The sequence below is a fragment of the Streptomyces sp. Tue6028 genome (assembly GCF_002300165.1).
GTDB classification, from domain to species: domain Bacteria; phylum Actinomycetota; class Actinomycetes; order Streptomycetales; family Streptomycetaceae; genus Streptomyces; species Streptomyces siamensis.
Genome location: NZ_MLCE01000005.1, coordinates 137,303 through 156,223, shown reverse-complemented (window position 1 = coordinate 156,223; position 18,921 = coordinate 137,303). Strand labels below are relative to the sequence as shown.

Genomic DNA, 18,921 nt, shown 5'->3' with positions numbered 1-18,921 from the left:
AGGAGGAGCCATGCCCGAGGTGCCCGAGGTTCCGGCTCGGCCGGTGTCGGCGGGAACGGAAGCGGCACGAACCGTGGCGCGGTCCACCGACGCCCGGGCCGCCACAAGGGCCGCCACGGCGGAACCGCTCGGCCTGCCCCGCGCCGTCGTCGTCGGAGGCGGCATCGGCGGCCTCACCGCGGCCGTGGCCCTGCGCCTGCGCGGCTGGCAGGTCACCGTCCTGGAGCGCTCCCGCTCGCTCACGCCGGTCGGCGCGGGCATCTCCCTGGCACCCAACGCGCTTCGCGCGCTCGACGTGATCGGCATGGGGGACGAGATCAGGGGACTCGCCGCCTGGCAGGGCGACGGCGGAATGCGCACCCCGCAAGGGCGCTGGGTGTCCCGCACCAGCGCCTCCGCCCTCGCCGAGCGCTTCGGCGGCCCACTCGTGGTCGTGCACCGCGCCGAACTCGTCGCACGGCTCGTCGCCCGGCTCCCCGAGGGCACCGTCCGGACGGCTGCCGAGGCGAGGCTCGCCGACCCGGGCGACACCGCACGCCCCGCCCTGGTCGCCGGCGCGGACGGCGGCCTGGAGGCCGAACTGGTCGTCGGCGCCGACGGCATCCACTCCGGTGTGCGGCAGGTGCTCTTCCCCGCGCATCCCGGTCCCGTCTACTCAGGCTTCACCACCTGGCGGATCGTGAGCCCGGCACCGCGCCAGGCCTTCGACGCCCACGAGACCTGGGGGAGGGGCCGCATCTGGGGCACCCAACCGCTCAAGGACGGCAGGATCTACGCGTACGGCGCCGCTCTCGCCCCCGCCGGGCAGCGCGCCGCCGACGACGAGAGGCAGGAACTCCTGCGCCGGTTCGGCGACTGGCACCACCCGATCCCCGCCCTGATCGCCGCCGCCGATCCCGCGCACGTGCTGCGTCACGACGTCCACCACATCGCCGAACCGCTGCCGGCCTTCCACCGCGGCCGGACGGTCCTCCTCGGCGACGCCGCGCACGCGATGCCGCCGACCCTCGGGCAGGGCGGCAACCAGGCCATCGAGGACGCGATCGTCCTCGCCCATCACGCCCGCCCGGACGCCGTCGACCTCGCCGCGTACTCCGCGGTCCGGGCGCCGCGCACCGCCGCCATCGCCCGCAAGGCCGTCCAGGTGGCACGGATCGACATGATGACCAGCCGCGCCGGCATCGCCGTACGCAACGCGGGTCTCGCCGCGCTGTCCAAGGCCGGGCCCGCGCTCCTGCTGCGGGGCTTCGACGGCATCGCCGACTGGCGACCGCCGCAGCCGCCGTATGCTTCCGTCGAGGCCGCGCCGGCCATCCGTCCGGCCGGGCCCGAGCCGGTCACCGGAGCCGGCACCTGAACGCGAGGAGAGCTCAGTGAAGGTCGGCTGCATCGGACTCGGCGACATCGCGCAGAAGGCCTACCTGCCGGTGCTCGGAGCGCAGCCGGGGATCGAACTGCACCTGCACACGCGCACGCCCGAGACGCTCCACCGGGTGGCCGACGGCCTGCACCTGCCGCAGAAGCAGCGCCACACCGACCTGGCGGACCTGCTGGCACAGGGCCTCGACGCGGCGTTCGTGCACGCGGCCACCGTCGCGCACCCGGAGATCGTCACGCGACTCCTGGAGGCCGGCGTACCGACGTACGTCGACAAGCCCCTCGCGTACCGGCTCGCCGACTCGGAGCGGCTGGTCCGGCTGGCGGAGGAGCGGAACGTCAGCCTCGCCGTCGGCTTCAACCGGCGCTACGCACCCGGGTACGCGCAGTGCGCCGACCACCCGCGGGAGCTGATCCTGATGCAGAAGAACCGCATAGGACTGCCCGAGGAGCCGCGCACGATGGTCCTCGACGACTTCATCCACGTCGTGGACACCCTGCGGTTCCTGGCGCCGGGGCCGGTCGACGACGTCACCGTGCGGGCCCGGGTCGCGGACGGACTGCTGCACCACGTCGTGCTGCAACTCGCCGGCGACGGATTCACCGCCCTGGGCGTGATGAACCGCCTCAGCGGATCGAACGAGGAGATCCTCGAGGTCTCGGGCCAGGACACCAAGCGTCAGGTGGTCAACCTCGCCGAGGTGGTCGACCACAAGGGCCAGCCCACCGTGCGGCGGCGCGGGGACTGGGTCCCCGTGGCCCGGCAGCGCGGCATCGAGCAGGTGGTCCTCGCCTTCCTCGACGCCGTACGCGCGGGCAAGGTGCTCAGCGCCCGTGACGCGCTGGCCACCCACGAACTGTGCGAGCGGGTGGTACGTGAGGTCGAGGAACGGACCGCCGCAGCCTGAGCGCGCGGACGCCCTCCGTCGCGCACAGCGCCGCCAGCACCAGCAGGGCCGCGTACACCGGCCAGTCGCCGAACCGGACGTACGGCGTGACCCCGCGGGCCAGCGGGACCTCGTACACCGTCGCCGCGTGCGAACCCGTGCCGAGCCAGGAGCCGATGCGCTCGCCGCTCGGCCCGTAGACCGCTGAGACGCCGGTCAGGGTCGCGTGCACCATCGGGCGTCCCGTCTCGGCGGCCCGCAGCGCGGCGAGCGAGGCATGCTGCTCGGGCGCCCAGCTGTGCTGGAAGGTCGACGTCGACGACTGTGCGAGGAGTACCCCGGCGCCGTCCTGGGCGAGGTGCCGGCTCATGTCGGGGAACGCGGACTCGAAGCAGACCATCGGGCCGACGCGCAGCCCGTGCCCCACGTTCATCACCACCTGCTCGCTGCCGCGCCGGCGGTCCTCGCCCGCCGCCTTGCCCACCGAGGTCGCCCAGCCGAGCAGGGAACGCGCGGGCACGTACTCGCCGAAGGGGACGAGCCGCATCTTGTCGTAGCGGTCACCGGTCGGACCCTGCGGGCCCACCAGGACCGAGCTCTTGTAGATGCCCGGACGGTCGGAACGACGGGCGTCGACGTTGACCAGGATGTCGGCGCCCGTCAGCCGGGACAGCGCGGCGATCCGGTCCGCGAGGTCGGGACGGTCCGCCAGGTCGAAGCCCACGCTGCTCTCGCCCCATACGACGAGGTCGACGTCCTTCCCGGCGAGCGTGCGGGTGAGGGCCTCCTCGCGCGCGAACCGCGCGGTTCCGCTCCCGATGCCGTCCACGACGCCCGGCTGCACGACGGCGATCCTGACCCGGCCGTCGACGTCCGGGCGCGGTGACCACACCCACGCCGCCGACGTCACGGCCGCGGTCGCCACCAGCCCGGCCACGGCGGGCACACGGGACCGGCGCACCGCGATCAGGACGGCGACGGCGACGTTGACCGCCACCACCAGGAAGCTGAGCAGCCACACACCGCCGACCGAGGCGAGCCGCAGCGCGGGCGCCACTTCCCACTGGCTCGACCCGAGCAGACCCCATGGGCCGCCCAATCCCTGCCAGGAGCGGGCGAGTTCGACCATCAGCCAGCCCGAGGGCAGCACGATCAGCGCGGCGGCGACATGGCCCGCGGAGGGTGCCCCCGCCAGGAACCGCCGCACGAGCCAGCCCCAGGGGGCCCACAAGAGCCCGAGCAGCGCCGCTATCAGCACCGTGAACACGTGCAGGCTGGGCAGCAACCAGTGATGCACGGCCAGCATGAAGCCGAGCCCACCGAGCCAGCCGTCGTACGCGGCCCGTTTTCCGGTCGGTGCCGAGCGGACCAGCAGGATCCAGGGCACCAGGGCGACGTATGCGAACCACCACCAGGACGGTGTGGGGAAGGCGAACACGGGCAGGGCGCCCGCCAGTGCGGCGAGGACCCCGCGCCGCCATGGAGAGCCGAGCCACAGCCCGAGCCGACCGGGCCGACCGTCCGGCCTCTGCATACAGCGCCTCCCTCCCCAGGTGGTCCTTCCAGTGTGCGCGCCCTCGGCGATCTCCGACAGAGGGCCTCGGACGGGGCGCGTTCCTGCGGTGACCTCAGGGGTTCGGGAAGCCGCGGTGGACGTCAGGGACTCCGGAGGCCGCCGGTGCCGTCAGGAGCTCAGCGGCCCGTGGGAGCCGGGGCCCGGGAGGCCACGGGTGGACCTCAGGGGTTCACGTGGACGCCGGCGCCGGGGTGCGCCGCCACTTCTCCTGGACGACCACCTCCCGCAGCCGCCAGCCGTCGTCCGTACGCACCAGACCGAAGGCGTACCGGCCGCCGCACACGAAATCGGGCGCGGTGGAACCACCGTCCGGTCCCGGCGAGGCGCCGTCCGGCGTCGCGAACCGCATGGGATTGATGTAGTCCGCCTGCACCCGGGCCGTGTCGCCGGTGTCCTGATCGAGGATCCCGAACCGAACCCGGCGGTTCACGATCAGGTGCTGGCGCATGGGGAACAACTGCATGCTCCGGGCCAGCCACTCCGCGATGTGCGCGGCGTCTCCCTCGATGCCGCCGGCCGAGCGGTAGTCCGCGCGCCCGTCCGCCGTGAACAACCCTCGGTACGCCTCCCAGTCGCCGTCGTCCACGGCCACGGCGTACTCGGTGACGAGTCCGTCCACGGCGAGCCTGTCCATCACGGTGGCGAGCTCCACACGCTGCGTCATCGGCTCAGTGTTGGCCACGGGGCGTGCCACGCCAAGGGGCGTGCGGCGACATTCGGTGGCCGCTTCGAGGCCGCGCGGTGGCCCCTTGCCGCGGCCGGTGGGGCCGGAGCCCGCCGGAGAGAGCCGCTCGCCCCGGCGCCGGGACGCTCCCTGCCCGGCAGGGGCGTCCGCCCGTCTGGGATCGTAGGTGATCCACATGCGGTCGAAGGTGACCGATTCCCGGCGCGAGGAGGCTCTTATGACACGTCCGGTCACGATCGTCACGGGTGGCAGTCGGGGGATCGGAGCCGCCACGTGCAGGCGCCTCGCGGCGGACGGGCACGACGTGGTGGTGGGGTACGTCAGTGACGGCGAGGCCGCCGAGTGGACCGCGACCGCCGTTCGCGCGGCCGGAGCGCGTTGTGTGACCGTCCGCGTGGACACGTCCGACGCGGACGACGTGGACCGGCTCTTCGAGACGGCTGCGGAGCGGCTCGGCCCGGTCACGGGCCTGGTGAACAACGCCGGGGTGACCGGTCCGCTGGGCAGACTCGCGGACGCCGACCCCGTCGATCTGCGCAGGGTGGTGGAGGTCAACCTGCTGGGCACGCTGCTCTGTTCGCGCCGCGCCGCCCGCTCGATGGCCGCCTGGGGGAGCGGTGTCATCGTCAACGTGTCCTCGGCCGCGGCCACGTTGGGCAGCCCCGGAGAGTTCGTGCACTACGCGGCCACCAAGGCTGCCGTCGACGCGCTGACGACGGGGCTGGCCAAGGAGCTGGGCCCCGACGGCATCCGCGTCAACGCGGTCGCGCCCGGGATGATCGACACGGAGATGCACGCGACGATGGGAGACCCCGGCCGCGCCGAGCGGGCCGCCTCGTCGATCCCGCTGCGCCGGGTGGGCGAGGCCGACGAAATCGCCGCCGCCATCGCGTGGTTGATGTCCCCCGAGGCGTCGTACACGACAGGGGCGGTGCTCCGGGTGTCCGGAGGACGGTGACGGGCGCGGGGCTGCCGACCCGAGGGATGCGGTCCGGCCGGCGCCGATCGGCCGGTCAGAGGGTGCTGGGCCGCCGGGTTCCGGGCCACCAGGGTCCCGGACGGGACGGTGAGCCGAGGCTGCCTGCCCGGATCCCACGAGCGGCGTCGGGACGGGCGGTCTTCGGAGGATGCCTCGGGCGGGCGGCCCTCGGAGGGCCTCATGGAGCGTGGGCTCCGGGAGAGTGCCCCGGTCGCGTCCAGGGCTCCGCGGGCGGTGTGCGGCCGGCTGTACCCGGGCCGGTCAGGCGGCTTCGACGACCTCGCCCCGGATCGCCTCCGCCCACCGCACGACGAGCAGCTCGTACTCCGCGCGCTCCTGGGCGGACAGGGAGCCGCCGGCGCGGGTCCACAGGGCGCGGATCTGCTCGTTTAACGCGGCCGCAGACCGCACGGAACCAGAGGGTGTGGAATCGGGGGACATGCGCACAAGCCTAGGGGCAAGGACTGACACTGCGCTACCGGACCGCTACGCATCCCGTATGCGCTTCGTCACGACCGACGGTCGGGAGCCGTGCCGCGGGGCGGTGAACCGTACGTCGTCACCCACGGGACAGCGTCCCGGCTGCGCGGCGGGCCGTCGGCTCAGCCCGCGGACTCGGCCGCGTGCGGGCTCAGCGCGCCCGTCGTCACCAGCGCGATGATGACGATGCCGAGCGCGATCCGGTACCAGACGAACGGCATGAAGCTCTTGTGCGAGATGAACTTCATGAACCAGGCGATGACGGCGTAGCCGACGGTGAAGGCGATGATCGTCGCGAAGATCGTCGGGCCCCAGGAGACATGACCGCCCTCGGTGGCGTCCTTGAGCTCGAAGGTGCCGGAGGCGAGCACGGCCGGCATCGCCAGGAGGAAGGAGTAACGGGCCGCCGCCTCACGGGTGTAGCCCATGAACAGGCCGCCGCTGATGGTCGCGCCGGACCGGGAGACGCCGGGGACCAGGGCCATCGCCTGGCAGACGCCGTACAGGAGCCCGTCCTTGGCGTTCAGGTCCTGAAGTGTCTTGCGCTGCTTGGCCGCCCGGTGCCTGCCGCCCGTCTCGTCGCGTGCGGCGAGCCGGTCGGCGATGCCTATGACCACACCCATCACGATCAACATCGTGGCGGTGACGCGGAGATCACGGAACGGTCCCTCGATCTGGTCCTTCAGCGTCACGCCGAGCACGCCGATCGGGATCGAGCCGACGATCACAAGCCAGCCCATCTGGGCGTCGTGGTCCCGGCGCATCGCCTTGTTCGTGAGCGAGCGGAACCAGGCCGACAGGATGCGGCCGACGTCCTTGCGGAAGTAGATCAGCACCGCCGCTTCCGTGCCGAGCTGGGTGATCGCGGTGAACGCCGCGCCCGGGTCCTTCCAGCCGGCGAAGGCCGCCGTGAGCCGCAGATGCGCGCTGGAGGAGACGGGAAGGAACTCGGTCAGCCCCTGGACGAGTCCGAGGATGAGGGATTCAAACCAAGACATGAAGTTACGTGGTCCAAGTGCTGATCGTGGAAGGGGCGATGGGCGCGCCGTGACGCTTGTGTGGTGATCACGGGCGATGAGGGCAGCGTAGCGCCCGCGGGTGACAGGTCGGCCACAGGGGCTTCGCAGCGGCGGGCGAGAGGGGCCGTCGGCGGGCGTTGGCCGCGGCTGTGCGGGGCTTGTCCGGTGCTCGGTCGAGGTGTTGACCGGCCGCTGCGACGCCGCATACGTTGCGGCACGAGGGAAAGCGCTTGCTCCGGCCTGGCTCCACCCGGTGCCGACAAGCGTTGGCCAACGTCCGGTGTCGCGTCCGATGGAGTGCTGATCAGGTCCATGCCCACACCCAGCATCGCAACCGAGACCTTGCCGGGCCGCCCGGCGGTCGCCCCCTTCGCGGGCCGCCGCATCAGGGCGGCCGTCGTCGGCGCGGGCGCCATCGCGCGCGGGAGCCACCACCCCGCGCTCGCCCGGCTCGCCGAGGAGGGCGAGACGGAAATCGTCGCCGCGGTCGACATAGCCGAGGAGGCCGTGCGGGACTTCTGCGCCACGGCGGGGATCCCGCACGCCTACACCGATCTGGACCGGATGCTGGAGGAACAGCGACCCGACCTGGTCGCCGTCTGCACCCCGCCGACCCTGCACCGTCAGCAGACCGTCGCGGCGCTGCGCGCGGGTGCCTGGGTGTGGTGCGAGAAGCCGCCCGTCCCCACGCTCGCCGACTTCGACGCCGTCGAGGCGGCGGAGGGCGGGGACCAAGGCCCGTACGCCTCGATCGTCTTCCAGCACCGGTTCGGATCCGGCGCCCGGCACGTGAGGCGGCTGATCTCCGGGGGCGCCCTCGGGCGTCCCCTCGTCGCGCACTGCCAGACCACCTGGTACCGCAACGCCGACTACTACGCCGTGCCCTGGCGCGGACGCTGGGCGACGGAGGGCGGCGGGCCCGCGATGGGGCACGGCATCCACCAGATGGATCTGCTGCTCGATCTGCTGGGGCCGTGGAGCGAGGTGCGCGCCATGGCCGGGCGTCTGGTGCACGACATCGAGACCGAGGACGTCTCGACCGCCCTCGTGCGCTTCGCGAGCGGCGCGCTGGCCACCGTCGTGAACAGCGTGCTGAGTCCGGACGAGGTGAGCCGCATCCGTGTCGACTGCGAACGCGCCACCGTGGAGCTCACCCACCTGTACGGACACCGGAACGACGACTGGCGCATCACGCCGGCGCCGGACGTGCCGGACGCGGAGGCCGCCGGCTGGCGGGACTTCGGTGAGGACGTGCCCAGCTCGCACCTCGCGCAGTTGCGGGACCTGATCGCGAGCATGCGCGCCGGTGAACGGCCGCGCAGCAGCGGTGCCGACGGGCGGACCAGCCTGGAACTGATCAGCGCGCTGTACAAGTCCGCGTTCACGGACACGACCGTCCGGGCCGGGGAGATCGGCCCGGGCGACCCGTACTACACGGCCCTGCACGGTGGTGCGCCGGGCTGGGCGCCGGCCGCGCCCGGCGCGCACGCGGCGTCGGGCCCGCGCGAGGCGCCGGATCCGTCCGGAACAGGCGGGACGACAGGGGAGACCGCACCCGGCGCGGGACAGGAGGTGTCGGCATGACCGGAGTACCGGCCGACGGCCCGCGCGTCGTCCATGCGCACGGCGACCGCATCACGATCAGTGACGCCACCACGGGTGTCGAGCTGCTGAGTTACGTCTACCGGCCCGAGGCCGCCTGGGAGGCCCCGAAGCCGTACCTGCATCCGCTCCGGACGCTGTCCGGCGACGTCGTCACGGACTACCGGCCCAACGACCACCGCTGGCACAAGGGCCTGCAGATGACGGCCTCGCACCTCTCCGGCCAGAACCTGTGGGGCGGCAACACGTACGTCCACGGGCAGGGCTATCGCGAACTCCCGGAGCGCGTCGGGTCGATGGCGCACGTCGCGTTCGACGAGGTGGCTTCGGGCGGGGGCCGCGCGGTGATCGCGGAGCGCCTCACCTGGCATCCGTACGACGGCGAGCTGTGGGCCGAGGAGGAGCGGCGCATAGAGGTGCACGACATCGACCCGGAGGCGGGCTCCTGGGCCCTGACCTGGACCACCGCGGTCACCAACCGCCGCACCGAGCCGCTGCGCTTCGGCAGTCCGACCACCGCGGGGCGGGAGATGGCGGGCTACACCGGCCTGTTCTGGCGCGGGCCGCGCGCCTTCCGCGGCGGGCGGGTCGTCGGACCCGAGGCCGAAGGGCCCGCGCTGATGGGGCGGCAGGCGCCCTGGATCGCGTACTCGGGGGAGCACGACGGTGCCGACGGGCACGCCACGCTCGTCTTCGCGCACGCCCCGGAGAACGATCACGCCGGGGCCCGTGGCGGGCATCCGGCCCACTGGTTCGTCCGCAACGAGCCCTTCGCCGCCGTCGCCCCCTCGATCGCCTTCTTCGACGAACTGGAGCTCGCGCCCGGGGACACCCTCACCCGGCGCTACCGGGTGGTGGTGGCGGACGGTGTCCGGGGGGCCGCCGAGGTGGCCAAGTACCTGGAAGAGCACCCCTGGTGAGCGCCGCGACCGCCGGTTTCGCCGGGCTGCCCGGAGCCGTCGCCGTCTCGCACCTCCGCGTGTACGACTGGCCCACCGCCGACGGCGTTCGCGGGGGAACTCCCCATGTGCACCTGACGTGTTCGGAGGCGTACGTCGTCACCGGAGGGCGGGGGGCGGTGCAGACGCTCACCACCTCCGGGTACGAGGTCACGCCGCTCGCACCCGGGACCGTCGCCTGGTTCACTCCCGGCACGATCCACCGGCTGGTCAACGAGGACGACCTGCGCATCACGGTCCTCATGCAGAACAGCGGACTGCCGGAGGCGGGCGACGCGGTCCTCACGCTGCCCCCGGAGCACCTGACCGATCCCGAGACGTACGCGGCGGCCACGGTGATCCCGGTGGACGCGTCGGAGGAGGAGCAGGCCCGGTTCGCCCGCGCCCGGCGGGACCTGGCCCTCGACGGCTACCGGGCGCTGCGCGACGCGGACGGGCCCGAGCCGCTCGCCGCGTTCCACCGGGCCGCGGCGCGGCTGGTGCGGCCCCGCCTCGCGGAGTGGCGCGAGCGGTGGCGGCGAGGTGCCGAGGCGGCGGCCGCGGTCACGGGGGACCAGCTCGACCGGCTGGAGCGCGGCGACGCGTCGCACCTCGCCGACGCCGCCGTCCGGGCCGAACAGCCGTCCGCGCACGGCCGGTTCGGCATGTGCGGGCGGCTCGACGTCTACAAGGGGAACGCCTAGAAAACCAGGGGAGTTCGTCTGGATCAGCGCGGGTCCGCGACGCGATCCGACCTGGTCCAAACGCCCCCCAGGCGCGCCGGTCGTGGGCTGCCCGGACACGCCGGAGCGGCCGGGCGGGCGCCCACTGCCCCACGGCCCCTGCGGCTCCGCGAAGCATGGGTGGAACCTAGGCCACCGCGGGGCCCGTCACCGTCCAGCCGGGTGCCTGCGGGTGGGCCGTCAGGTCGTGCTGGTGCACATCCTCGCGGCACTCGGCGCACACGATCTGCGGGACCAGTTCGTGGCCGCAGATGTGCTCGATCACCATGGGACGGTCGCCGTCCGCGTGCAGATGGCGGTCGCCCCAGGCCATCAGCGTCATCAGGACCGGTACCAGCTCCAGGCCGGACGACGTGGGCCGGTACTCATAGCGCTTGGGGCGGTCGCTGTACTCGACCTTCTCCAGTACGCCGGCGTCGACGAGGCGCTTGAGGCGTGCCGTCAGCACGTCGCGCGGGGCGCCGATGTTGCGGACCAGCTGGTCGAACCGCCGGGCGCCCAGTGACACCTCGCGCAGGACGAGCAGGGAGTACTTCTCGCCGACCAGGGCCAGGGTGTCGGCGATCGAGCAGGGGCGTGCGTCCTTCATGCCATCAGTCTACCGGGTGGGTTGGATTATCCAACCCACTAAGCTACTCTTGAGTCACTTAGCGGGTTTGGAAAACGAACTGAGTGAGTCTGGAGATCGAACATGCGTGACGCCGTCATCGTCGAAGCCGTACGCACTCCCGTCGGCAAGGGCAAGCCCAACGGCTCCCTCGCCCACGTCCACCCGGTGGAGCTCCTCGCCCACACACTGCGGACCCTCGTCGAACGCTCGGGAGTCGACCCGGCGCTCATCGACGACGTCATCGGAGGCACCGTCGACCAGGTCGGCGAGCAGGCCATGAACACCACCCGGTACGCCGTGCTCTCCGCCGGATTCCCCGAGACGGTGCCCGCGACCACCGTGGACCGCCAGTGCGGCTCGTCGCAGCAGGCCGTGCACTTCGCCGCGCAGGGCGTCATGTCGGGCGCGTACGACATCGCCGTGGCCTGCGGTGTGGAGTCGATGAGCCGCGTCCCGATGTGGTCCAACGTGCCGGCGGGCAAGGACCCCTTCGGGCCCGGAGTCGCCGCACGCTTCCCGGAGGGCCTGGTCCCCCAGGGCATCAGCGCCGAACTCATCGCCGCCAAGTGGGGCATCTCGCGCGAGCAGATGGACTCCTTCGCGGTGAGCTCGCACCAGAAGGCGGGCGCGGCCTGGGACGGCGGCCTGTTCGACGCGGAGGTCGCCCCGCTGGAGGGCGTGACGCGCGACGAGTCCGTCCGGCCCGGCAGCACCACCGAGATACTCGCCGGGCTCAAGCCCGCGTACTACGACCCCGCTTTCGGCGAGCGCTTCCCGCAGATCGACTGGGCCGTCACCGCGGGCAACGCGAGCCCCGTCAACGACGGCGCGTCGGCCGTGCTCATCATGTCGAGCGAGACCGCGGCCCGCCTCGGCCTGCGCCCCCTCGCCCGGCTGCACAGCTTCGCCGTCACCGGCTCCGACCCGCTGCTGATGCTCACCGGCGTCATCCCGGCCACCGAGAAGGTGCTGCGCTCGGCCGGACTGTCCCTCGGCGACATCGACCTCTTCGAGGTGAACGAGGCCTTCGCGGCCGTCGTCCTCGCCTGGCAGCAGGAGACGGGAGCCGACCTGTCCAAGGTCAACGTGCACGGCGGCGCCATCGCGCTCGGCCACCCGCTCGGCGCGAGCGGTACCCGCCTGACGACCACGCTCGTCCACGCGATGAGGACTCGCGGTGCCCGCTACGGACTCCAGACGATGTGCGAGGCGGGCGGCCTCGCGAACGCGATGGTGATCGAAGCGCTGTAGCAAGCCCCGGCGGGTTTCCGCGGACGGCGCGGACTGCCGCGGTCGGGTTTCGTACGCGGCGCGGACTGCCGAGCCCGGTTTCCGTGGACGGCGCGGACTGCCCGGTCAGTTTTCTCGCGCGGCGCGAGCTGCCGAGGCGGGTTTCCGCGGAGGGCGCGGACTGCCCGGTCGGTTTTCTCGCGCGGCGCGAGCTGCCGAGGCCGGTTTCCGTGGACGGCGCGGACCGCCGAAGCCGGCTTCCGCGCATGGGGCGCGAGCCGTCACGGCCCGCTGCCGTAAGCGGCAGGGGCAGTTATGGCCCCGGCCGCCGCGCGGGCGGACGCGACCCACGTGCGGGGGCCGCCTGCGCCCGCGTACGGCCGTGCGGTCAGGTGGCGCGCAGATGGTGCCGCTTGCGCCACGCCACCACCGCGCCCACGAGACCCGGCACCGCGATGCAGCCCATGGCGATCAGGAACGCGGGCGACGTCGGCGTCGAGGCCCGCGCGCCGGCGACGGCGTAGGCGGCCGTGTTCGGGATCGAACCGAGCGCGGTGGCGAGGAGGAAGGGCATCCAGCCCATGCGGGAGACGGCCGCGCAGTAGTTGGCGGCCCAGAACGGCACCCCGGGGAACAGCCGGGCCACCATCATCGAGCGGAACCCGTGTCTGCTGAGCTGACCGTCCGCGGCCTTCAGCCAACGGCCGCGCAGCAGCGGACGCAGCGCGTCCTGCCCGAGCACCCGGCCCAGCCCGAAGGCGACCCCGGCACCCAGGACCGTGCCCGCGAGCGAGGTGCCCAGGCCCAGTTGGGAGCCGAAGAGGGCGCCCGCCGCGAGATTGAGCAGCGGACGGGGCACGAAGGCGACCGTGCACAGCCCGTACGCCACGGCGAACGCGGCGGCTGCCGCCGCGCCCCCGAGGTGAGGTGGCCAGCCGTCGGCCAGCAGGCGCTGTGGTTCGAACAGCAGAACGGTCGACGCGGCCGCCGCGAGCAGCGCCACGAGCAGCGAGAAGCGCGACCAGGGCGACAGCAGCACTCTGCCGCACCGGGCGGCCAGCCGGGTGCGCCCGGCGATCAGTGCCGCGGGCGCGGCGGCGGTGGATTCAGTGGTGAGGGCGAGCTCCGTAGCGGCGGCCCGGGGAGTGGCCGTGGCGGTGCCCCCAGAGCGGGTGGTGGCATCGAGCATCCGGTGACACTAACCGACGTATGTGTGTGATCGCCGTATGGTTCGTCTCATGGGCGTCACAGCTTCCGGAACGTCAGGTGCACGGTTCGCGGCGCCGAGCAGCGCTTTCGCGGACGCCGTACTGCCGCGCCTCATCGCGGGCTACTCCGCGGCGGCCGACCCCGACCGGGCCGCGTCGATGCGCGCGTACATGAAGGACGTCGCCCCCTTCCTCGGTCTGACGACGCCCGGCCGCCGCGCCCTGTCGCGGACCGTCCTGGCGGGCACGGCGCGCCCCGACGAAGCGGACTGCACCGCGCTCGCCCTGCGCTGCTGGGAGCTGCCGGAGCGCGAATACCACTACTTCGCCGTCGACTTCCTGCGCCGCCACGTGAAGCGGCTGTCGTCGGGATTCCTGCCGGTGGCCCGCCACCTGGTCAGCACCGTCCCGTGGTGGGACACCGTCGACGCGCTCGCCGCGCACGTGGTGGGCGGGCTGGTGGCCGCCGACCCGGAGCTGAAGGCCGACATGGACGCCTGGATCGAGGACGACGACCTGTGGGTCGCGCGCACGGCGCTGCTCCACCAACTGCGCTACAAGGAGGACACCGACACCGCGCGGCTCTTCTCGTACTGCGCCCGCCGGGCCGGGCACCCCGACTTCTTCATCCGCAAGGCGATCGGCTGGAGTCTGCGCGAGTACGCGAAGACGGACCCCGGGGCGGTACGGGACTTCGTCGCCCGCGAGCGCGGCAGTCTCGCTCCGCTGTCCGTGCGCGAGGCGCTCAAGAACATCGGCCCCTGAAAACCCCGGGGCACCAGCCGCACCACCCGCCGCCTCGGCACCGAAAACCATTCGACGCGGACGGACGCGTCGGAGATGATCTCCCCATGTTCCGGTACGCCTTCCTTCTCGCAGCATCCGCAGTGGCGGATGCGCCGAAGGCTGCCGTCCCGATCGTCGTGGCAGCCGTAGACGGCGCCCGAAGCTGACCCTTCCCGGATCGTCCGGCGGACCCCGCAGGGGGAGGGTCGGCGCGTCCTTGGGGTCCCCGTCCCGGCCGTTCGCGCCGGGGCCATCACTCAGTTCCGCTGACACTGAAGAGGCTTCGAGGTACAGCCATGCCCAAGACGGCTTACGTGCGCACCAAACCGCACCTGAACATCGGCACCATGGGGCACGTCGACCACGGCAAGACCACCCTGACCGCCGCCATCACCAAGGTGCTCGCCGAGCGCGGGTCCGGCACCTTCGTACCGTTCGACCGGATCGACCGGGCGCCGGAGGAGGCCGCGCGCGGCATCACCATCAACATCGCGCACGTCGAGTACGAGACCGACACCCGGCACTACGCCCACGTGGACATGCCGGGCCACGCCGACTACGTCAAGAACATGGTCACGGGCGCGGCCCAGCTCGACGGGGCGATCCTCGTCGTCTCCGCGCTGGACGGGATCATGCCGCAGACCGCCGAGCACGTGCTGCTCGCCCGTCAGGTGGGCGTCGACCACATCGTCGTCGCCCTCAACAAGGCCGACGCGGGCGACGAGGAGCTCACCGACCTGGTGGAGCTGGAGGTCCGCGAGCTGCTCTCCGCACACGGCTACGGGGGCGACTCCGTACCCGTGGTACGGGTCTCCGGCCTCAAGGCCCTGGAGGGGGACCCGCGGTGGACGGCGGCGATCGACGCCCTGCTCGATGCGGTGGACACCTATGTGCCGATGCCCGAGCGGTACCTCGACGCGCCGTTCCTGCTGCCGGTCGAGAACGTGCTCACCATCACCGGCCGCGGCACGGTCGTCACCGGTGCCGTGGAGCGCGGCACCATCCGTGTCGGAGACCGTGTCGAAGTGCTCGGCGCGGCGGTGGACACGGTGGTCACCGGCCTGGAGACCTTCGGCAAGCCCATGGAGGAGGCCCAGGCCGGCGACAACGTCGCGCTGCTGCTGCGTGGGGTGCCCCGCGACGCGGTCCGGCGCGGGCACATCGTCGCCGCGCCCGGCAGCGTCGTACCCAGTCGCCGCTTCACGGCGCAGGTGTACGTGCTGTCGGCACGCGAGGGCGGGCGCACGACCCCTGTCTCCACCGGGTACCGGCCGCAGTTCTACATCCGCACGGCGGACGTGGTCGGCGACGTCGACCTCGGCGCGACGGCGGTGGCCCGGCCCGGGGACACCGTCACCATGACGGTGGAGCTCGGCCGCGACGTGCCGCTGGAGCCCGGGCTCGGCTTCGCGATCCGCGAGGGCGGCCGGACGGTCGGCGCCGGCACGGTGACGTCGGTCGGCTGACCGCCGTCGGGACGGCGGGTGTCCGCCCCTGAGAGGGGGCGGACACCCGCTCGTCGCGCTGTCGGTGCCGTGCGCGAGACTGATCGCGGACAGTGTCGTGGCAGTGTCGTCGAGGGGGAGAAGCACCGTGGCGGACAAGGCACTTGTGCTCGGCGGCGGGGGCAGCGGGGGAATCGGCTGGCTCGCCGGACTGCTCCACGGCCTCGCGGAGCAAGGCGTCGACCTGAGCGACGCCGACGTGGTGATCGGTACGTCGGCGGGCGCGTCCGTCGGCGCCCAGCTGGCCTCCGGAGCACTCACCCCGCTGGAGCTGTACCGGCGCCAACTGGGCCCCCAGAGCGGTGAGATCGCGGCACGCCTGCCCGCGAGCGCCTACCTGCGGTACGCCTGGGCGACGCTCACCTCCCGCACCCCCGAGGAGTACGGCCGGAAGATCGGCAGGACGGCGCTCGCGGCGAGCACCGCCGACGAGGCGACCCGGCGCTCCGCCATCGAGAGCCGGCTCGTCTCGCACGACTGGCCCGAGCGGGCGCTGCGGATGCCCGCCGTCGACACGGCGACCGGCGAGCTGCGCGTCTTCGACAAGGACAGCGGAGTGCCGCTCGCGGACGCCATGGCCGCGAGCTGCGCGGTGCCCGGGGCGTGGCCGCCGGTCACCGTCGACGGTCGGCGCTGGATGGACGGCGGCACCCACTCACCGGCCAACGCCCACCTCGCCGCCGGCTACGGCCGCGTCGTCGTGCTCGCCCCGATCGCGACGGGCGGCGGCCCCCTGATCTCCGCCGCCGAACAGGGCCGCAGGCTGACCGAGGACGGCGCACAGGTCGCGGTCGTCTCCCCGAGCGCCACCGCGCGGCGGTCCTTCGGACGCAACCCCCTGGACCCCGCGGCCAGAGCAGCAGCGGCCGAGGCCGGACGCGCGCAGGCCCCGGCGCACGCGGCGCGGATCGCCGAGGTCTGGCGGGCCTGAGCCGAGCGGCTCCCGGACGTCCCGGCACACGATGCGCCGGACCGAATGCCGCGCCCTGCCACGGGCGCGTGCCCTGCGCCCCCGGCCGCCACGGCACAATGGACGCGTGGACGAGCCGATACCCGTGACGCGCGCCGTGGATCACGGCACCGCGAAGCTGATGCCCGACGTCGACCGGGAACGGGCATGGCTGCTGACGGTGGACGGCGCACCGCAGTCGTACGTCGATCTCGACGAGCCGACACACCTGGAGTTCGAGTACACGCGCCGACTCGGGCATGTGCTGGACACGGTGGCGGCGCCGGGCCGGGCGCTGGACGTCCTGCACCTCGGCGGCGGGGCGCTCACCCTGCCCCGCTACGTCGCCGCGACAAGGCCCGGTTCCCGGCAGGACGTGGTGGACGCCGACCGCGCACTGCTCTCCCTGGTCGGCGAGTACCTGCCGGTGCCCGAGGACGTCGATGTCGCCCTGCACGGCGCCGACGCCCGGGCCTGGCTCGAAGCGGCGGCGCCCGACTCCGCGGACATCCTGATCGCGGACGTCTTCGGCGGCTCACGCGTACCGGCGCACCTGACCACGCTGGCGTACGCGCGCGCCGCCGAGCGGGTGCTGCGCGCCGACGGTGTCTATCTGGCCAACCTCGCCGACGCCGCGCCCTTCGACTTCCTGCGCTCCCAGCTCGCCACGTTCTCCGCGGTGTTCGAGGAGCTGGCCCTCATCGCCGAACCCGGCGTACTGCGCGGCCGCCGCTTCGGCAACGCCGTGCTCGTGGCCTCCCACCGCCCCCTCGACACGGCCGCCCTCGCCCGGCGGACGGCCGCCGACGCCTTCCCCGCGCGGGTGGAACACGGCCCCGCGCTGCGGGAGTTCACCGGCGCCGCGGAACCCGTTTGTGACGAGGACGCGGTCGCCTCACCCGAGCCGCCCGCCGGAGCGTTCGGCATCGGCTGACCCGGCCGCGCCGGCCGTCGCCGTGGGGGAACCGCCGGCCACGGCCGCGGCCCTGGTCAGGCCGTCCGCCACGGCCGCCTCACCGGGGGTCGCGTCGGCCCCGCGCCCGGGTGCGCCGTGCGCCAGCTCCTTCGTCCGCCGCGTCAGGTTCCGCACGTCGGACACACACAGCACCGCCGCCGTGACCAGCACGACCAGCGCGGAGCAGCCCCACAGGGCGGTCGTGCGCCCGACGGCCTGTTCCACGGGGCCCGCCAGCGCCGTGGCCAGCGGGACCATGGCGATCGACCCGAACCAGTCGTACGCGGAGACGCGCGAGAGCTTGTCCTCGGGGATCTCCTGGTGCAGCGCGGTCATCCAGGACACACCGAACACCTCGATGGCCAGACCGCTGGCGAACATCACCGCGCACAGCGGGCCCACCGGCACGGGGACCGCGAGCGCGGCGGCGGGAAGGGCCAGCGGGAAGACGCAGAGGGTGCCCGCGAGCAGCAGCCGACGGGGTTTCCAGCGGGTCATGAGCAGCGCACCGCCGACGGTCCCGGCGCCGAACGCGCCGAGGGCCAGGCCCCACGGACCCGGACCGCCGAGGCTGTCCTGGGCGACCAGCGGTCCGTACACGGCGTCCGCGGCGCCGACGACCGCGACGACCACGGAGAACTGCGCGACGATCGTCCACAGCCAGGGCCGGCCGACGAACTCGTGCCAGCCGTCGCGGAGATCGGCGAGCAGCCCGCCGCCGGGCTCGCGCGGCGGAATGTGACTGACGTCGAGGAACGAGCGCAGCGCACCGGCGAGCGCGAACGCCAGCGCGTCCACGGCGAGCACCCAGCCCGGCCCGAGGACGGCCACCAGCGCGCCGCCGAGGGCCGCGCCGCCCAGCCCCGCGCCCTGCATCGCCATCCGGAACATCGCGAAGGCGCGGCTCGCCTGCTCCCCGGCGACCGAGGACATCAGCATGCCCTCCGCCGCGGGGTTGAAGAACGCCTGCCCGGTGCCGCCGAGTGCGGACAGCAGCATCATGTGCCACAGCCGCGCGTCACCGCTGATCACCAGGGCGGCGAACACGGCCTGGGACACGCAGTTGAGGGCGTTGGCCGCGACCATCACCCGATGCCGCGGCAGCCGGTCCGCGACCGCACCGCCGATCAGCAGGAAGAGCACCAGCGGCAGGGTCCGGGCCGCCGCCACGAGGCCCACGTCGCCGCCGTCGCCGCCCGATTCGAGAACCGCGAAGGCCGCGGCGATCAGCGCGCCCTGGCTGCCCAGGTTGGTGACGACCGCGGCGGCGGTCAGGAGGGTGTAGTTCCGGCCCGCCCAGGAGGGACGGCGCAGGTGGCGCGGGGAGTCGGCGGCAGTGTTCACCGGCTGACTATCGCCGCAGGAGCCACTGCTTGCCAAACCGATTAGGCC

General features: G+C 73.3%; 18 protein-coding genes. 11 read left to right on the top strand and 7 right to left on the bottom strand.

Translation table 11 applies throughout. The features are described from left to right. The first annotated feature begins 10 nt into the window (after window positions 1-10). Window positions 11-1,357 carry an FAD-dependent monooxygenase gene (locus tag BKI49_RS04510; protein ID WP_095932880.1) on the top strand — a complete coding sequence of 449 codons (1,347 nt, stop codon included), beginning with the start codon at window positions 11-13 and terminating at the stop codon, window positions 1,355-1,357. A 16-nt stretch (window positions 1,358-1,373) separates the two neighbouring features. Then, window positions 1,374-2,285 (top strand): Gfo/Idh/MocA family protein, encoded by a 912-nt coding sequence (locus BKI49_RS04505; RefSeq protein ID WP_095932879.1) that lies wholly within the window; start codon window positions 1,374-1,376, stop codon window positions 2,283-2,285. On the opposite strand, the gene lnt is transcribed toward BKI49_RS04505, so the two are convergent. Further along, a complete protein-coding gene (gene lnt, locus BKI49_RS04500) occupies window positions 2,203-3,798 on the bottom strand; it encodes an apolipoprotein N-acyltransferase (protein WP_095932878.1) in 1,596 nt (531 codons plus the stop codon). The genes BKI49_RS04505 and lnt overlap by 83 nt on opposite strands. 211 nt (window positions 3,799-4,009) lie before the next feature. Continuing rightward, the gene (locus BKI49_RS04495; RefSeq protein WP_095932877.1) at window positions 4,010-4,504 is read right to left on the bottom strand and encodes a nuclear transport factor 2 family protein; all 495 of its coding nucleotides are present in this window, start codon (window positions 4,502-4,504) and stop codon (window positions 4,010-4,012) included. 238 nt (window positions 4,505-4,742) lie between these two features. Between BKI49_RS04495 and BKI49_RS04490 the strand changes: the two genes are divergently transcribed. After that, the gene (locus BKI49_RS04490) at window positions 4,743-5,483 is read left to right on the top strand and encodes an SDR family NAD(P)-dependent oxidoreductase (RefSeq protein WP_095932876.1); all 741 of its coding nucleotides are present in this window, start codon (window positions 4,743-4,745) and stop codon (window positions 5,481-5,483) included. 282 nt (window positions 5,484-5,765) lie between these two features. On the opposite strand, the gene BKI49_RS04485 is transcribed toward BKI49_RS04490, so the two are convergent. After that, window positions 5,766-5,945, bottom strand: coding sequence for a hypothetical protein (locus BKI49_RS04485; RefSeq protein ID WP_028800472.1), 180 nt, complete (start codon window positions 5,943-5,945; stop codon window positions 5,766-5,768). A 161-nt stretch (window positions 5,946-6,106) separates the two neighbouring features. Continuing rightward, window positions 6,107-6,982: an undecaprenyl-diphosphate phosphatase gene (locus tag BKI49_RS04480; protein ID WP_095932875.1), complete on the bottom strand. Its 876-nt coding sequence runs from the start codon at window positions 6,980-6,982 to the stop codon at window positions 6,107-6,109. Between the two features lie 333 nt (window positions 6,983-7,315). On the opposite strand from BKI49_RS04480, the gene BKI49_RS04475 reads away from it, so the two are divergent. The 3 genes from BKI49_RS04475 to BKI49_RS04465 are packed head-to-tail and all read left to right on the top strand — an operon-like array spanning window position 7,316 to window position 10,247. Further along, on the top strand, window positions 7,316-8,587 hold the full coding sequence (locus tag BKI49_RS04475) for a Gfo/Idh/MocA family protein (RefSeq protein ID WP_179332331.1): 1,272 nt from the start codon (window positions 7,316-7,318) through the stop codon (window positions 8,585-8,587). After that, window positions 8,584-9,525 carry a DUF6807 domain-containing protein gene (locus BKI49_RS04470; RefSeq protein ID WP_095932873.1) on the top strand — a complete coding sequence of 314 codons (942 nt, stop codon included), beginning with the start codon at window positions 8,584-8,586 and terminating at the stop codon, window positions 9,523-9,525. Before BKI49_RS04475 ends, BKI49_RS04470 begins: the two co-directional genes overlap by 4 nt. Beyond that, a complete protein-coding gene (locus BKI49_RS04465) occupies window positions 9,522-10,247 on the top strand; it encodes a cupin domain-containing protein (RefSeq protein WP_373557519.1) in 726 nt (241 codons plus the stop codon). The genes BKI49_RS04470 and BKI49_RS04465 overlap by 4 nt, the downstream gene beginning before the upstream one ends. A gap of 166 nt (window positions 10,248-10,413) precedes the next feature. On the opposite strand, the gene BKI49_RS04460 is transcribed toward BKI49_RS04465, so the two are convergent. Then, window positions 10,414-10,875 (bottom strand): winged helix-turn-helix transcriptional regulator, encoded by a 462-nt coding sequence (locus BKI49_RS04460; protein WP_095932872.1) that lies wholly within the window; start codon window positions 10,873-10,875, stop codon window positions 10,414-10,416. A 102-nt stretch (window positions 10,876-10,977) separates the two neighbouring features. Between BKI49_RS04460 and BKI49_RS04455 the strand changes: the two genes are divergently transcribed. After that, window positions 10,978-12,147 (top strand): thiolase family protein, encoded by a 1,170-nt coding sequence (locus tag BKI49_RS04455; protein ID WP_095932871.1) that lies wholly within the window; start codon window positions 10,978-10,980, stop codon window positions 12,145-12,147. Between the two features lie 367 nt (window positions 12,148-12,514). On the opposite strand, the gene BKI49_RS04450 is transcribed toward BKI49_RS04455, so the two are convergent. Further along, window positions 12,515-13,315, bottom strand: coding sequence for a TVP38/TMEM64 family protein (locus BKI49_RS04450; RefSeq protein WP_095932870.1), 801 nt, complete (start codon window positions 13,313-13,315; stop codon window positions 12,515-12,517). 49 nt (window positions 13,316-13,364) lie between these two features. Here BKI49_RS04450 and BKI49_RS04445 point away from each other — a divergent pair, with 49 nt between their 5' ends. The 4 genes from BKI49_RS04445 to BKI49_RS04430 all read left to right on the top strand — a co-directional run bounded on the left by BKI49_RS04445 (window position 13,365) and on the right by BKI49_RS04430 (window position 17,508). Next, window positions 13,365-14,099 carry a DNA alkylation repair protein gene (locus tag BKI49_RS04445; RefSeq protein WP_095932869.1) on the top strand — a complete coding sequence of 245 codons (735 nt, stop codon included), beginning with the start codon at window positions 13,365-13,367 and terminating at the stop codon, window positions 14,097-14,099. A gap of 317 nt (window positions 14,100-14,416) precedes the next feature. Then, window positions 14,417-15,586 (top strand): elongation factor Tu, encoded by a 1,170-nt coding sequence (gene tuf / locus BKI49_RS04440; RefSeq protein WP_095932868.1) that lies wholly within the window; start codon window positions 14,417-14,419, stop codon window positions 15,584-15,586. A gap of 127 nt (window positions 15,587-15,713) precedes the next feature. Continuing rightward, complete coding sequence (locus tag BKI49_RS04435) at window positions 15,714-16,556, top strand: patatin-like phospholipase family protein (RefSeq protein ID WP_095932867.1); 843 nt, start codon at window positions 15,714-15,716, stop codon at window positions 16,554-16,556. 106 nt (window positions 16,557-16,662) lie between these two features. After that, window positions 16,663-17,508, top strand: coding sequence for a spermidine synthase (locus tag BKI49_RS04430; protein ID WP_095932866.1), 846 nt, complete (start codon window positions 16,663-16,665; stop codon window positions 17,506-17,508). Here BKI49_RS04430 and BKI49_RS04425 read toward each other — a convergent pair. Then, complete coding sequence (locus tag BKI49_RS04425; RefSeq protein ID WP_257004617.1) at window positions 17,470-18,873, bottom strand: MFS transporter; 1,404 nt, start codon at window positions 18,871-18,873, stop codon at window positions 17,470-17,472. The genes BKI49_RS04430 and BKI49_RS04425 overlap by 39 nt on opposite strands. Between the last annotated feature and the right edge of the window lie 48 nt (window positions 18,874-18,921).